The 14,967-nt window shown below is 68.2% G+C and carries 15 protein-coding genes; 9 read left to right on the forward strand and 6 right to left on the reverse strand.

The window, feature by feature from the left end:
• Positions 1 to 485 precede the first annotated feature (485 nt).
• The 3 genes from LV75_RS14945 to LV75_RS14955 all read right to left on the reverse strand — a co-directional run bounded on the left by LV75_RS14945 (position 486) and on the right by LV75_RS14955 (position 2,889).
• Complete coding sequence (locus LV75_RS14945) at positions 486 to 1,151, reverse strand: sigma-70 family RNA polymerase sigma factor (RefSeq protein ID WP_253887490.1); 666 nt, start codon at positions 1,149 to 1,151, stop codon at positions 486 to 488.
• Positions 1,152 to 1,290: 139 nt separating this feature from the next.
• The gene (locus LV75_RS14950) at positions 1,291 to 1,848 is read right to left on the reverse strand and encodes a glucosaminidase domain-containing protein (RefSeq protein WP_253887491.1); all 558 of its coding nucleotides are present in this window, start codon (positions 1,846 to 1,848) and stop codon (positions 1,291 to 1,293) included.
• Positions 1,849 to 1,926: 78 nt separating this feature from the next.
• Complete coding sequence (locus LV75_RS14955; RefSeq protein WP_253887492.1) at positions 1,927 to 2,889, reverse strand: SDR family NAD(P)-dependent oxidoreductase; 963 nt, start codon at positions 2,887 to 2,889, stop codon at positions 1,927 to 1,929.
• 138 nt (positions 2,890 to 3,027) lie between these two features.
• Between LV75_RS14955 and LV75_RS14960 the strand changes: the two genes are divergently transcribed.
• The 4 genes from LV75_RS14960 to LV75_RS14975 all read left to right on the forward strand — a co-directional run bounded on the left by LV75_RS14960 (position 3,028) and on the right by LV75_RS14975 (position 7,004).
• Positions 3,028 to 3,927: an AurF N-oxygenase family protein gene (locus tag LV75_RS14960; RefSeq protein ID WP_253887493.1), complete on the forward strand. Its 900-nt coding sequence runs from the start codon at positions 3,028 to 3,030 to the stop codon at positions 3,925 to 3,927.
• 41 nt (positions 3,928 to 3,968) lie between these two features.
• Positions 3,969 to 5,147 carry an RtcB family protein gene (locus LV75_RS14965; protein WP_253887494.1) on the forward strand — a complete coding sequence of 393 codons (1,179 nt, stop codon included), beginning with the start codon at positions 3,969 to 3,971 and terminating at the stop codon, positions 5,145 to 5,147.
• Between the two features lie 212 nt (positions 5,148 to 5,359).
• Positions 5,360 to 6,499 carry a macrolide family glycosyltransferase gene (locus tag LV75_RS14970; protein ID WP_301319256.1) on the forward strand — a complete coding sequence of 380 codons (1,140 nt, stop codon included), beginning with the start codon at positions 5,360 to 5,362 and terminating at the stop codon, positions 6,497 to 6,499.
• Positions 6,500 to 6,641: 142 nt separating this feature from the next.
• Complete coding sequence (locus tag LV75_RS14975) at positions 6,642 to 7,004, forward strand: hypothetical protein (protein ID WP_253887496.1); 363 nt, start codon at positions 6,642 to 6,644, stop codon at positions 7,002 to 7,004.
• Between the two features lie 3 nt (positions 7,005 to 7,007).
• Here the strand turns inward: LV75_RS14975 and LV75_RS14980 are convergent, their stop codons facing one another.
• Positions 7,008 to 7,346 (reverse strand): metallopeptidase family protein, encoded by a 339-nt coding sequence (locus LV75_RS14980; protein ID WP_253887728.1) that lies wholly within the window; start codon positions 7,344 to 7,346, stop codon positions 7,008 to 7,010.
• A gap of 7 nt (positions 7,347 to 7,353) precedes the next feature.
• The gene (locus LV75_RS14985; protein WP_253887497.1) at positions 7,354 to 8,334 is read right to left on the reverse strand and encodes a septum formation family protein; all 981 of its coding nucleotides are present in this window, start codon (positions 8,332 to 8,334) and stop codon (positions 7,354 to 7,356) included.
• 131 nt (positions 8,335 to 8,465) lie between these two features.
• Between LV75_RS14985 and LV75_RS14990 the strand changes: the two genes are divergently transcribed.
• The 4 genes from LV75_RS14990 (at position 8,466) to serS (ending at position 12,091) form a co-directional block, all read left to right on the forward strand.
• Entirely contained in the window at positions 8,466 to 9,110 is a 645-nt protein-coding gene (locus LV75_RS14990; protein WP_253887498.1) for a hypothetical protein, read from the forward strand.
• Between the two features lies 1 nt (position 9,111).
• Positions 9,112 to 10,275, forward strand: a complete 1,164-nt coding sequence (locus LV75_RS14995) for a glutathionylspermidine synthase family protein (protein ID WP_253887499.1) — start codon at positions 9,112 to 9,114, stop codon at positions 10,273 to 10,275.
• A gap of 6 nt (positions 10,276 to 10,281) precedes the next feature.
• Complete coding sequence (locus tag LV75_RS15000) at positions 10,282 to 10,764, forward strand: DUF350 domain-containing protein (RefSeq protein ID WP_253887500.1); 483 nt, start codon at positions 10,282 to 10,284, stop codon at positions 10,762 to 10,764.
• A gap of 64 nt (positions 10,765 to 10,828) precedes the next feature.
• Entirely contained in the window at positions 10,829 to 12,091 is a 1,263-nt protein-coding gene (gene serS / locus LV75_RS15005; protein ID WP_253887501.1) for a serine--tRNA ligase, read from the forward strand.
• An 865-nt stretch (positions 12,092 to 12,956) separates the two neighbouring features.
• Here serS and LV75_RS15010 read toward each other — a convergent pair.
• Complete coding sequence (locus LV75_RS15010; RefSeq protein ID WP_253887502.1) at positions 12,957 to 14,354, reverse strand: sunset domain-containing protein; 1,398 nt, start codon at positions 14,352 to 14,354, stop codon at positions 12,957 to 12,959.
• Positions 14,355 to 14,606: 252 nt separating this feature from the next.
• Here LV75_RS15010 and LV75_RS15015 point away from each other — a divergent pair, with 252 nt between their 5' ends.
• Positions 14,607 to 14,798, forward strand: a complete 192-nt coding sequence (locus LV75_RS15015) for a hypothetical protein (protein WP_253887503.1) — start codon at positions 14,607 to 14,609, stop codon at positions 14,796 to 14,798.
• Positions 14,799 to 14,967 lie beyond the last annotated feature (169 nt).

The raw sequence follows: 14,967 nt of genomic DNA on the forward strand, positions 1-14,967 counted from the left end.
GACAGCCGCCACCAGGGAAAACAGGCATCCAACGGCGATGGCACGGGCCTGCGGGCGAAAGTCGCCTGCAGGTGATCAAGTCGAGCGAACCCAAGGTGCCAGCCCGCCCGCGAACCCGGGCCGCCTGGCACACCCGGGCCACCTGGCACACCCAGGTCGCCAGCACAACCAGGGCGTCAGCAAGCCCGCGAGCCCAAGCCGCCAACGCTCAACCGCACCGCCAAAGGCAGCCGCGAACACCAGGCGCCAACGCGCAGCCGCGAACACCAGGCGCCAAGGGCCGTCGCGAACACAGAACTGCTGCTGGGACCCGCCCCCCCGCGGGCCCCAGCAGCAGTTGTCTCCCCGCCTCGGAAGCTCTGCCCGCCGTGGCTCCTCCCCGAGCCACGGCGGGCCATCCCCCCTCGGAAACCCCTCCGGAACCCCCACAGATCCCGGCCCCCGGGTCTCCAACCAAGGCCCGTCTCCCCCGACGGGCCCCAGACCTAGTGCCGCGCCAACGTCTTGCGCAGGCGGTTCAGGGCGCGGTGTTGGGCCACGCGGATCGCCTCGGCGGTCGTTCCCACGATCTCGGCGGTCTCCTGGGCCGACATCCCCATCACGATGCGCATCACGAGGATCTCGCGTTGCCGGGGCGTCAACGTCCGCAGGAGGGCGCCGGTGCGCTCGACCAGTTCGTGGCGCAGGGTGATCTGCTCCGGGCCGTCCTCGGTGCTGATCGTGTCCGGTGTGTCGGCGATCGGGTCGGACTTGTCGCGCGAGTTGGCGCGGTGCACGTCGGCGATCTTGTGGGCGGCGATGCCGTACACGAAGGACAGGAACGGCCTGCCCAGCTGCTGGTACGTCGGCAGGGCGCGGAAGACGGCGACGCAGACCTCCTGGGCGACGTCGTCGGCGCTGGCGAAGGAGCGCGGGAGCCTGCCGAGCTTGGCGCGGCAGTACCGCATCACCAGCGGTCGGAGGAAGATGAGCAGCTGCTCGGTGGCGCTGTTGTCGCCGCCGATGGCCGCGGCCACCACCACGTCCAGGTTGTCCCGGTCGGCGCGCAGCGGGCTGTGGACGCCGTACCTGCTCTGCTGTTGAGGCACGCGGGGGCCAAGCGATGCCTCAAGGGCGGCGATCTCCTCGTCCAGCTCCACCGTGCACAACATCGGGTTCCTCCTGCGCCAGGGCGGTGACTCTCACCCCTAACAGAGCGCGGGGGGTCGCACGAAATACAGGACAAGGGGCCCTATTTTGTCTGGCGGGCAACTTTCTCGGTACCGATGCCCACCGTGTGCGACCGGTTACCTACGGCAGCGGTGCGTCCAGCTTGTACAGGTCGTTCTCCTGCATGACGCGGATGACCTTGCCCGCGTAGAGGGGATCGGTCGCGTACTTCTTGGCCACTTCGGTCACGAACGCGTTGGGGTCGTGCGCCAGCGGTCGGGCCGCCGCGTAGTTCTTGCTGGTGGACAGGACGCGGCCGTAGTCGCGGAAGGACGCCTGCATCGAGTCGTAGACCCGGAACAGGGCCTGGACCTGGTGGCAGTCGGGGGTGCACTCGGTCGTCGGGTAGTCGTGGCAGGCGATGGCCATCGGGCCGGGGCCCGCGGTGGTGCACTTGAACCCGAAGAAGTTCAGGTCGTTGACGGCCAGCCTGCTCTGACCCCAGGACGACTCCAGGATCGACTGGCCCGCGGCGACCGACGCCGGGATGCCGAACTCGGCCGCGACGGCGCGGGCGAGTGGACCGGCCTGGGCCAGGTAGTCCTGGCGGGCCAGCCGGTCGGCTGAGGCTTGGGCCGGACCGAACACGAGCGCGGCCACGGCGAGGACGGCGACTGTGAGGCGTTGTCTGATACCCATGCCGTCGAGCGTCAGCGGACCCCGGAAACGCCGCAATTCGGGCGTCACCCACTCGTGAAACGGTGGACCTGTGGGTGACTAGATCACCAAACCGGTCTCCGCGACACACAGATCCCACAGGTCCTTGCGGTCCTGCGGGTCGTCGTGCTGCCACGGCAGGTAGTGCGTCGGCCGCATCCGGCGGTCGTGCCAGAACCCACCGGACGAGTGACTCGGCTGGTCAGCGGCCGCGAGCCAGACGATTGTGTCCGCGCCTTGTGCGGGGGTGCGCAGCAGCGAGCCCATGACCTTGTTGAACCCGGGCAGCGACCCGGTCACCCCAGGCGTGTCGGCCCAACCGGGGTGGGTGCTGTGGACGGAGATGCCGTCGTCGGTGAGGCGTTGCGCCCACTGCTCGGCTAGGACTACCTGCATCCTCTTAGTCCGCGCGTACGCCTTGCCGCCCTTGTACTCGCCCTGGCGGTACTGAGGATCCTCGCTGTGGAGGCGAGCCGCGTACATCCCGCCCGAGGTCACGAAGATGACCCTGCCTTTGGCCGTTGCCAGTGCCGGGCGGAGCAGACCGGTCAGCAAGAACGGTCCTAGTACGTGCGTGGCGAGGGTGACCTCGTTGCCCTCGGCGGTCTCACTGCGCTCCGGTGGCAACGACCCGGCGTTGTGGACCAGCACGTCCAGGCTGCCGTGCCGCTCAGCGAACGCCGAGGCGAAGGTGCGCACGCTCGCCAGGTTCGACACGTCGCACTCGCCGACCTCCAGGTGCGCGTTCGGCAACTCCGCGGCGATTTCGTCGCGGGCCCGCTCACCCTTCGCGGGGTCGCGGACGATCATGTGCACGGTCGCGCCCAGTCTGGCCAGGTCGACGGTGGTCGCGCGGCCGAGGCCGGAGTTCGCGCCGGTCACCACGGCCGTCTTCCCGGCGAGCGCGTCGGGTGCCGGGTCCGGTGCCCAGAACTTGCTGCGCACCGAGAACCCGATCTTGGTGTAGCCCGGCACGACCGCCCGGTCGAGAACAGTGTCGAGGATCTTCGTCGCCGCACCCATGGCTCTGACGCTAGCCGCGAGTGACCCCGGCCGCCGGTTCTCCTTGACAGACCCCCCAGTTTTCGGCGACTCTGGACGCAAAGTAACTGTTACTTGACGTAACAGTGCTGACATCGGGTTACGGAGGGTGGAAGCGCCATGGCTCGTGTACTTCGACCGAAGGATGCCGACCAGGTGAGCGCTCGGCTGCTGGAAGCGTCCGCTCGCACCAGCTACGACCCGTTCGTCGACATCGACTGGGCCGCGCCGCTGCACCCGGACAAGGCGTACATGCCGCTCGAGCGGGTTTCCTTGTACGGCACCGATCTCTGGCGCGGACTCAGCCACGAGCAGCGCATCGAGCTGTCGAAGCACGAGATCGCCAGCATCGCCGGTGTCGGCCTGTGGTTCGAGATCATCCTGATGCAGCTGCTCGTCCGCTACGCCTACGACCTGGACCCGCGCACCCCGCACGCCCAGTACGCGCTGACCGAGATCGGCGACGAGACCCGGCACTCGATCATGTTCGCCAAGGCCATCGCCCGCTTCGACGCGCCGAACTACGGGCCGGGCAAGCTGCTGCACAACCTGGGCCGGGTCTACAAGGCCATCGCGGGCGGGCCGTCGATGTTCGCCTCGGTGCTGGTCGCCGAGGAGGCGACCGACCGGCTCCAGAGGTCCACAATGGACGACACGACGATGCAGCCGCTGATCAGGATGGTCAACCGGATCCACGTCATCGAGGAGGCGCGGCACGTCCGCTACGCCCGCGAAGAGGTGGTCCGCGGCGTCCCCGGGCTCAACCGCGCCGAGCTCGAGTGGCACCGGCTGGCGACCGCGGCGACGGCGATCGCGGTGATGGACGCCATGGTCAACCCCCGGGTCTACAAGGCGGTCGGCATCGCGCCCCGGGTCGGGCGGGCGGCCGCGCTGGCGAACCCGGAGTTCCGCGAGACGCGCCGCTGGATGGTCGAGAAGGTCGTCGAGTTCCTCACCGGGACCGGCATGATCGGCGGCCCGTCGAAGGCGCTGTGGCGCAAGGCGGGCCTGCTCCGGTAATCCGGTCGTGCTCAAGCCCTTGTCTCGCTTAACCTTCGGGTATGGCAGCAACCACGATCCCCGGCACCAACGTCGACATCCGCCTCTGGGCCAACCCGGAGCAGGTCGAGGGATCCGCGCTGCGGCAACTGCACAACATCGCCGCGCTGCCGTGGACTTACAAGCACGTGGCCGTCATGCCCGATGTCCACTATGGAATCGGTGCCACGGTCGGTTCCGTGATCGCCATGCGCGGCGCGGTTTCCCCGGCCGCGGTCGGCGTCGACATCGGCTGCGGGATGACCGCGGTGCGCACCTCGCTCACGGCGGAGGACCTGCCCGCGTCGCTCGCTCCACTTCGGACTCAAATCGAGGCCGCGGTGCCGGTCGGTCGCGCCGCGCACCGTTCGGCGGCGTTCACGGAGCGTGACGCCGGGGACTGGGACCGTTTCTGGGCCGCCTTCGACGACCTGAACCGCCGCGTGCGGCGCGACCGGGGCAAGGCGGTGAACCAGATCGGCACCCTCGGTGGCGGCAACCACTTCATCGAGATCTGCCTGGACGAGTCCGGCCAGGTCTGGGTGATGCTGCACTCCGGCTCGCGCGGGGTCGGCAACGTCCTGGCGCTGCACCACATCGAGGTCGCCCGCGGGCTGGCGCACAACCAGTCGCTGCCCGACCCCGACCTGGCGGTGTTCATCGCCGGGACACCGCAGATGGCCGCCTACCGGCACGACCTGTACTGGGCCCAGGACTACGCCCGCCGCAACCGCGCGGTCATGCTCCGTCTGATCAGCGACGTGCTGCGCCGCAGCTTCCACGGGGTCGAGTTCGACGAGCCGATCTCGGTGCACCACAACTACGTCGCCGAGGAGACCCACTTCGGCGAGGAGGTGCTGGTGACCCGCAAGGGCGCGATCCGCGCGGGCGCGGGCGACCTGGGCATCATCCCCGGTTCGATGGGCACCGGGTCCTACATCGTGCGCGGGCTGGGCAACCCCGACTCGTTCGAGTCGGCCTCGCACGGCGCGGGCCGCCGGATGTCGCGCACCAAGGCGCGCAAGGAGTTCACCGCCGAGGACCTCGCCAACCAGACCGCGGGCGTCGAGTGCCGCAAGGACACCGGCGTCGTCGACGAGATCCCGGCCGCCTACAAGGACATCGATGAGGTCATCCGCGCGCAGGACGACCTGGTCGAGGTCGTCGCGAAGCTCAAGCAGGTCGTCTGCGTGAAGGGGTGACCACTCATCCGGGTGAGTAAGGAAGCGACTAGCTCACCTGCTCACCCGGATGACCTTTGTCTACCAGTAGCGACCGATAAATCACGTGATTGGCCGCCTGCGTGTCTGCTAGCCTCGGCGCCATGTTGATCGAGCTCCTGTACCGGTAATCCGGCCCTCCGTCGTCAGTTGTCAATTCCGGAGTGAGGAGCTTTGCTGTGCATGTCGCCTTCATGGCCGTGCCCGCGCACGGTCACGTCAACCCCAGTCTCGCCTTGGTCGCCGAACTCGTTCGCCGCGGCCACCGGGTCACCTTCGCGGTCCGCGCGGATTTCGCCCCCGCCGTCTCCAGTGCGGGCGCGACACCGGTGCTGCACGATTCCACCTTCCCGACCACGGATTCCGACTGGCCCGACGAGGAAGTGGGCGCCCAACGCCTCTTCCACAACGAGTTCCTGTTCGTGACCCCACAGGTCGAGGTCGCATACGCCCAGGACAGGCCCGACGTCGTCGTCTACGACATCGGTGCCTGGCACGCCCCCGTGCTGGCTGAGAAATGGGGCATCCCTGCGGTCCAACTCTCGCCCACTTATGTGGCCTTCGAAGGCTGGCGAGAGGAGTTCGGCCTCGACTCGAATGCTCCGGTGAAGCCGGAAGTAGCCGCGATGAACGACGAGTTTGACGCCTTCGTGGCTTCACAAGGCGTGAATCTCTCCGTCGACGAAATCAAGCACAACCCCCATCGGTGCATTGTCACCATCCCCCGCTCATGGCAACTGCGCGGCGAGACGGTCGGACCCCGGTACACATTTGTCGGCCCGTGCATTGATGAGCGCGAACACCAAGGAAAATGGACGCCGCCGGCGAACAAGAAAGTCCTCTTGATCAGCCTCGGCTCCGCCTACACCGACCGCCTCGACTTCTACCGCACTTGCGTCGAGGCCTTCGCCAACGCAACCGACTGGCACGTCCTGCTGTCCGTCGGCAAGTACATCGAGCCTGCCGCCCTGGGGCCCGTCCCCGCCCACATCGAGGTCGTCCAGTGGGTCCCCCAGGTCAGCGTCCTCGCGGTCGCCAACGCGTTCATCACCCACGCGGGCATGGGCTCCACCATGGAAGCCCTCCACTTCGCCGTCCCCATGATCGCCATCCCCCAAGGCGTCGACCAGTTCATCAACGCCCCGAGGATCGAAGCCCTCGGCCTGGGCGCCCACATCCCCATGGCCGAGGTCACCGCCACCCGCCTGACCGCCGAACTGCACCGGGTCACCACCGACCCCACCATCGCCGCCAACCTCGACCGCATGCGAACCGAAACCCACACAGCAGGCGGCGCCCCCGCCGCCGCAGACATCATCGAATCCCTGGCCTGACCGTGCGCTCGGCTGGGGTCTAGCCCCAGCCGAGCGTCGAGGGGGACTCACGGCTCGTGGGAGCTTGAAGGCGGGTCCCCGCGCCACTTGATCGCCTAGCGATCAAGTGGCGCATACCCATCCGGAGCGGTACGACACCTGTGTGAACGCGGGTAGTAGCAACAGGATCGTCCGGGAGCTCGTGGTCGACGGCATTGACGACTGGGTCCCGCTGCGCGATCTGGTGTTCGTGGTCAGGCAGGTCGCCAGTGATGAGCAGGCGGTGGTGGCCCTGGTGACCGAGGTCGCCCGGACGCTGCTGCGCGAGAAGCTGATGGTGTTCGGCGAGCTGGGCGACCCGGGATTTGTCCCCTGGCCGGGTGATGATGAAGCCGTCCTGCGCAGGCTGGTCGCCGAGCTCGATGCCATGGGGTGGCAGCCGGACACCTTTTCCTGGTGGTTGGCCAACACCGAGCACGGTCACGCCATGGGCAGCCAGTTCGAGCGGGACATGCCAGCGCCCTGACCTCTAGCCCCAGCCGAGTTCGTGCAGCCGGGCGTCGTCGATGCCGAAGTGGTGGGCGATTTCGTGGACGACGGTGATTGCGACTTCTTCGATGACGTCGTCTTCGGTTTCGCAGATGTCGAGGATTGCTTCGCGGTAGATGAAGATGCGGTCGGGGAGTTCGCCGCCGTAGTGGGATAGGCGTTCGGTTAGGGCTATGCCGTGGTAGAGGCCGAGCAGGGTGGGGTCGGCGGGGTCGCGGTCTTCGACGAGTACGACGACGTTGTCCATTGCCCGCGCGAGCTCGCGGGGGATCTCGTCCAACGCCTCAGCGACCAGTTCTTCGAACCGGTCGCGGGGCATCTCCACGTCAGCCGCCAGCGGTCGTCGTGGTGGGGGCGACCGAACCGGACGACGTGGTCGGGGCGGTGGAGGCGTTCGGGCCGGTGCCGCGGACGCTGTTGGTCACCGGGGCCAGGCCGGAGCCGTCGGGCAGTTTCGCGCCGACCTTGCAGTCGACCTTGCGCGACCCCGCGTCCCAGCTCTCCTGCTTGAGCGTGTCCGGGTACGGGGTCAGCCCCTTGGCCGCCAGGTCCGCGCCACCGGTGTACGTCGCGGTCACCGTCGCGCACAGCTCGATCGCCCGCTCGACCTGGGAGGTGTCCGGCGGGAACTCCCCCTGGAAGGCCGTACCGAGGTCCACGTTGCCGACGATCTCGTAGGCATGGGCTTTGTCACACGCGATCGGGTCGCCGATCTTCTGCCCGTCCAGCGCCAGGCAGGTCCCCGGTTCGTGCACATTGGACTGGTCCTGGCGCGCGGCCGAACCCGAGACCGGCACCAGGTTCCCCGAGGGGGTCGTGCGCTGCAGGCCGCACCGCAACTTCCGGTCACCGTCGCGCCACTGCGCGTCGACCGGCTTGAGCGCGTTGATCCGGAACTTGCCGTACGGGTCGAGCTTGCCGCCCAGGTACGACGTCGCCCCCGGGGTGCACTTGTCCTGGGCGATGTCCTGCCAGCGGGTCAGGTCCGGCTGCGCGGCGTCGGCCGGGTACTCCGCCGAGATGTCGACGTTGCTGGTCACCTCGAACAGGTGCGGCTGCGCGCAGTCGACCCGGCGCATGTCGGTGCCGTCCGGCGGTGTCCAGGTGAGACAGCTGCCCGCGGGGGAGTCGAAGGCCTGCTCCAACTCCTCCTCCGGGGTCAGCCCGGCGCCACCCACGGCGACCGGCCAGGAGAAGACCGTGCTGGTGGTCAGGAGCAGCAGCGAACCGGCGAACGCCCCGGCCATCATGACCCGGGTTTTCGCCGTGCTGTCGTTCGATCGAAACCAACCGCCGCGTCCAGACATCTACTCCATGATGCCGTGTCCCGGTCAGGGGCGTGGCCATGGGACACGAGACAGGGGCGCCAGGTTGCGATATCGACAAAGATCCGACAGCAGCGCCGCTGGTCAGCTAGGGTTCGCGCCGGGAGTGGTACATGACTGAAAACGACAGGCCGAAGGACGCCGACCAGGCGGCCGAGCCAGCCGACAGTGGCAAGACCAGCGACAACAGCAGCGACGTCCCCGCCTACGTCCCGGAGCCGCCTCCGCAGGACGAGCCCAAGCGCGGGTCGATCAGCTACCAGGACGAGCGCACCGCGCCCAAGAAACCCTCGGTGGCCGAACAACGCGCTCGCCGTGACGCCCAGCGCCGCCAGCGCGAGGCCGAGCAGGCCGAGTACGAAGAGGCTGAGCGCAAGCGCAAGAAGCGCAAGCGGATCCTCATCGGCTCTGGCGTCACCGTCGGCGTCGTCGCGCTGGTCGCCGTGATCTACGCCGCGTCCCAACCGGACGAGGTCACCGCGACGTGCACCGACACCAACGGTGTCGTCGTCGACGACGACTACTGCGACTCCACGTACGCCTCCAGCCACGGTGGGTACACCAGCGGCGGGTTCATCTTCATCGGTGGCAGCTCCTACCGCTACAACTACGGCGGCACAGGGGCTGTCGGCCAGAAGGTCAGCGGCGGCAGCTACGTGTCACCCTCGAGCGGCACCACGGTCAAGACCAGGTCCGGCTCCACCGTGCAGCGCGGCGGGCTCGGCGTCAGCAGCGGCGGCAAGAGCGGGGGCAGCTGACTTGCGCCGAGAGCGCCACGCGGCCCGGTCGGACTGGCGGGCCCGGATCGAGTCCCAGGGCCTGGTGTTCGGCACCCCCGCCCGCTACGGCGGGGGCGGCCTGCGCCCGTACTGGGACGAGTCCGTGCACTACGCCTTCGACATGGACGAGATCCTCTCCGTGGAGGCCGACGTCGAACTCCTGCACTCCATGTGCCTGGAGGCCGTCGACAACATCGTGCTGACCGAGCGCTACCGCGACTTCGGCATCCCCGAGTGGGTGTGGCCGCACATCGCCGAGTCCTGGAAGCGCCGCGACCCGCACCTCTACGGCCGCTTCGACCTGCGCTACGACGGTTCCGGCCCGGCCCGGCTGCTGGAGTACAACGCCGACACCCCTACCTCCCTGCTGGAGGCGGCCGTCGTGCAGTGGTACTGGAAGACCGACGTGTTCCCCGAGGACGACCAGTGGAACTCCATCCACGAGAAGCTGGTCGAGCGCTGGGGTGAGGTCAAGGACCTGCTGCCCTCCCAGGAGGTGCACTTCGCCTGGTCGAGCGCCGACCCCACCGGCGAGGACCACCTGACCACGGCGTACCTGCAGGAGACCGCCGCCGAGGCTGGCCTGGACACCGTCGGTCTGGCGATCGAGGACATCGGCTGGGACCCGGACCTGCGGCGCTTCGTCGACCTCGCCGAGTCGACCATGGCCACCGTCTGCAAGCTCTACCCCTGGGAGTGGGTGACCGGCGAGGACTTCGGCAAGCGCGTCGTGGAGTCCCTGCCGCAGACCCTGTGGGTCGAGCCGCTGTGGAAGATGCTGCTGTCGAACAAGGCGATCCTCGCCGTGCTGTGGGAGATGTACCCCGGCCACCCCAACCTGCTGCCCGCCTTCCTCGACGAGCCCGGCCTGCTCACCGAGTACGTGCGCAAACCCAAGCTCGGCCGCGAGGGCGCCAACGTGCAGATCGTCGCCACCGGCTACGAGACCCAGACCGGCGGCGTCTACGGCGCCGAGGGTTTCGTCTACCAGGCCTTCGACCCGCTGCCCGAGTTCGACGGCTACCGACCCGCGCTCGGCGCGTGGATCATCGGCGACCACGCGGCTGGCCTGGGCATCCGCGAGACCGCGGGCCTGGTCACCGACGACGGCGCCGCCTTCGTCCCGCACCGCATACCCCAGTAACACCTGATGGAGACCCTCGTGACCACTCAACTCGCCGCGGTGTCGAACCTGGCCCTGCCCGCTGGCTTCGGTGCCGACCTTGGCAAGGGCATCGGCGCGATCGCCCTCTACGCCATCATCGGCCTGGTCCTGATGCTGATCGGCTTCTACGCCATCGACTGGACCACGCCCGGCAAGCTCTCCGACCTGGTCCGCACCGGCAAGCCCAACGCGGTGATCGTGACCGCCTCCGGCATGCTCAGCATGGCGCTGATCATCGTGGTCGCGATCTTCTTCTCGGCCAACGACCTGACCGCGGGCCTGATCACCTCGGTCGTCTACGGCCTGATCGGCATCATCGTCCAGGTCCTCGCCGTGCGGACCCTCGAATGGGTGACCAAGCTCGACGTCGGCGCCACCATCGAGGACGAGAAGTTCGCCCCGGCCAGCGTGGTCGTCGCCGCCGTGCACATCGCCCTCGGCCTGATCGTCGCGGTCGCCATCTCCTAGCGCGCCCGCACCGGCCGGGATACCGGAGGCGGAACCCGGCCGGTGCGGACTACGCTCAGCACCCGTGATCGACCTCAAGGTTCTGCGCGACGACCCCGACGCCGTGCGCGCCTCGCAGCGCGCCCGCGGCGAAGACCCGACGACCGTGGACGCTCTGCTGTCCGCGGACGAGCGGCGCCGATCGGTGATCTCGCGCGCCGACTCCCTGCGGGCCGAGCAGAAGGTGTTCGGCAAGCAGGTCGGCAAGGCCAAGGGCGAGGAGCGCGAGGCGCTGCTGGCCAAGGGCAAGGAGCTGTCCGCCGAGGTCAAGGCGGCCGAGGCCGCCCAGCACGAGGCCGACCAGGCCCTCGACGAGGCCCACCGCGCCCTCCCCAACCTGGTCGACCCCGCCGCCCCCGTCGGCGGTGAGGACGACTACACGGTCCTCGAGCACGTCGGCACCCCGCGCGAGTTCGACTTCACCCCGCTCGACCACCTCGACCTGGGCGTCCGCCTGGGTGCCCTGGACATGGAACGCGGCGCGAAGGTCTCCGGCTCGCGCTTCTACTTCCTCACCGGCATCGGCGCCCAACTGCAGCTGGCCCTGCTCAACATGGCCGCCGCCCAGGCCACCGCCGCGGGCTTCACCCTGATGATCCCGCCGGTCCTGGTCCGCCCGGAGATCATGGCGGGCACGGGTTTCCTGGGCGCCCACGCCTCAGAGATCTACCGCCTCCGCGACGACGACCTCTACCTGGTGGGCACCTCAGAGGTCGCCCTCGCCGGCTACCACGCGGACGAGATCATCGACCTGTCGGCGGGCCCGCGCCGGTACGCGGGCTGGTCGTCCTGCTTCCGGCGCGAGGCGGGCTCGTACGGGAAGGACACCCGGGGGATCATCCGGGTGCACCAGTTCGACAAGATCGAGATGTTCTCGTACTGCAAACCGGAAGACGCCTCCGCCGAACACCAGCGGCTGCTCGACTGGGAGAAGCAGATGCTGGCCAAGATCGACGTGCCCTATCGGATCATCGATACGGCCACGGGTGACCTGGGCACCAGCGCCGCTCGGAAGTTCGACTGCGAGGCATGGGTGCCCACCCAGAAGGCCTACCGAGAACTGACTTCTACCTCTAACTGCACCACGTTCCAAGCCCGCCGGTTGGGGGTGCGGTACCGCGACGAAAACGGAAAGCCACAGACCGCCGCCACGTTGAACGGAACACTCGCAACCACCCGGTGGATTGTGGCGATTCTGGAGAACCACCAGCAGGCGGATGGGTCAGTAGTGGTGCCGGAGGCGCTACGACCGTTCTTGGGGCTGGACGTACTTACCCCGGTCGCTTGACGCTGAGCCCTTGATGTCTCGGGCTTGGCGCTGAGTTATCCACAACGGCTTCTGCTGTCCACAGACACTGGTTGCTGCTCCCGGTTTATCGGCTCTGCTCGGTAGGCTGTATATCGGGGGCTCTTGTGGCGGATGATCTTGCGGCTTCCGTTGTGAGTGCTGGGTTTGTTTACAACAGGCTCGCTTGTCCACAGGCTGCTGCTCGGTGCTCCCGTTGTGTCGGTGGTGCGCGGTAAGCTGTGTATCTGGGGGCTTTCGGTCAGGTTGATCTTGGCGTAGGCCCTGGACTGGGAGTGCGGGGCAAGGGATTCGGGCCTCCGCCTTCGGCTCCGGTAAACGGCTCGCCTTCGGCATTGCATCTGATCCGCGACAATGCGGAAAGCTCGATGGGACGAACTTGTTTTGCGCGGGGCCCCTACGACACCCGTGGCAGGACCGCACAGCAGGGGCCGAAAAGCATGGCCCTGCCGCTGAACGACGCTACGGGTGCCGTCCCCCCACGCAAAACAAGTCCGCCCCATCGAGCCGGCCTGGCACCAGCGACTCCGACTGTCCAGGCGCTGGGAAGGTGGGCTGGGGCGGACCTGACGGCAGTCGAGTTGGCCACCGCTGGGTCCGACTGTCCAGGCGCTGGGAAGGTGGGCTGGGGCGGACCTGACGGCAGTCGAGTTGGCACCGACGGGTCCGAGTGTCCAGGCGCTGGGAAGGTGGGCTGGGGCGGACCTGACGGGGCGCAGGCTGGCACCGACGGATCCGAGTGTCCAGGGGCTGGGTAGGTGTGGGTTGGGGTGGACCTGGCGGAAGCCGGGGTGGCACAGCGGGTTTCTGCGGCCCGTGCGAGTGGTGCCCAGAGCCTCGGGTGTCGTCAGCGGGACGTGGAGAGTCGTTGGTAGCCGGCTAGTTCGGCGTTTTCGACGGTGTCGAACCAGACCTCGGCTACGACTTGCTCGTAGCGCGGGTGATCGGGGTCGACGTAGAGCATTGCTCTTGTGCTTGCTTTGACGCGGAATCGGGGGTCGGGGGAGTGACCGTCCGGTAAGGGCATTGCGGATCCTGGACTGAATCGTCCTGGGGTGAAGTCGGGTGCTCCGTGCGGGTTGGTCGGATGGTCGACGGCTGGGTTGGTGGGGCGGGTGAAGCCCTTCAGCAGTTCCACCGTCGCGATCAGGTCAGGGGCGTTGCCTATAGGCGCACGCGGCAGGATCCAGTGGGCGTGCTGGCTCAAGGCTTCGTGGCCGGTGACGAGTTGCTCGAGCAGGGGCGCGTCCGGGAGGCGCAGGTAGTGGACAATCGACTGCGCTGCCTCCGCTAGCGACGGATCCAGGTCCGTTAGGACTCGGCCGTGGCGCAGCAGCAATGTCGTGCGGATGTAGGCCAGCAGCCAATCGTCGTGCTGAACGCTCTTGGGTTTGCCTCGACGCAGGAGTTCCGGCAGGGCTCGTGCCCAGTCCTTGGGGCCGAACCCGGTCGCGGCGCGCTCGATCATGTCGTCCAGAACGAGCCGCATGGTCGCGCGGTGGCGGGTGGTCACCAACTCGGTGATGACCATGGACAACCCGTGGGTCAGCTTGGCGTTGCGCGCGCGCAGCACCTCCTCGGCCTGGGTCAGGGCACTGATGCGGCGCTCGGCGGCGGCACGCGCGCGGTCGGCGACCCGCAGGTCGGCGCGACGGCCGTCGGCGACGCGAGTGGCGGAAACCAGTCCCGCGGCCAGGGTGTTCGCCATCGCTGTGAGGTTCTTGACCTGGGCGGACTGCTGGGCCACCTGCTGACGCAGCATCGCCAACTCTGCTTCCAAGGCCAGGGATCGTTCCGGCGCAACCGCATCGGCGGGGCGGCGGGATCGTGACTCGTCCCAGCGGGCGCGGAACCAGCCGAGCGCTTCGTCGTGGTGTCCCGGGTCCGTGCAGGCGGTGACGATCCACTCCACCTCTGCCCAGTCCGGGAGCGCGGCGATCGAAGATCCCAGGACCGTCTTGCTGAACTGCCGGGCGACCTGGCGTATGTGGTGTGGTCCCCCCACCGCCCACGCCGGTCGCGGCGTCACGGTGAAGGCGTGGTCGACCAGGTTCTTCATGGTGCCGAAACGGTGGACAACGAGGGTGATCAGGTCGAGCGCGCAGCGGCGGCCGGACGGGTCGAGTTCCTCGCTGGAGAAGTCGTCGACCGTCCGGGGTAATGGTCGTCCGGATCCCTTGCGCGCGGGTCGCTCGGGAAGCCGCCACGTCGCCGCGGCCGGGGACGGGTCGAAGTCCGCGCTCACGGCGCGAGGTCCCTTTGCGATCGAGATAACCAGGACAACCGCGCGCCAGTCCGACGAATTGTCGAGGTTGTCGATCCCCGCAGCTCAAGGGTTTGTTCTTGTCGCAGCGACAATCCGGACCGTGATCCACTAGAGGCCACCGGCAGCGGGTCGCAACCGCTGCCGGTGACGTCTCCAAGGGGCCGGGCAACAGGGCAGTCACCTTCCGCCCAGGCACCTCCACGCCACTCCTCGACGGAGGACCCACACAGCATGCCGTTCCTGCCCACCACAGAGCTAGCGGTTCTGGGAGTCCTGCTGATGCTCAGCGTGCTGGTCGCGATCGCGGTGTTCACCCGCGTTCCCCAGCGCAGGACCACCGCCCTGACAGTCCTGCGCCTGCTGCTGAGGCGTCCCGACACCACTGAGGATCCCGAAGATCCCGAGCGCCGCGGCACGGAGTAGTCCCACCTGCGGCCGCCACTCGCGAACTGGTGGCGGCCGCACCGAACCAGTCCCCCCAGTGTCACCGACCCGCGTTTTGACGATGTCAGCCCCATCCCGCCCTGGATCCAATCGCCCGAGCCCGTGAGCTCACCCGACAAGACGTTCCAGCCATCGACAGACACCAGCG

The organism is Actinokineospora diospyrosa, from assembly GCF_024171925.1.
In the GTDB taxonomy this organism is placed as follows: Bacteria; Actinomycetota; Actinomycetes; order Mycobacteriales; family Pseudonocardiaceae; genus Actinokineospora; species Actinokineospora diospyrosa.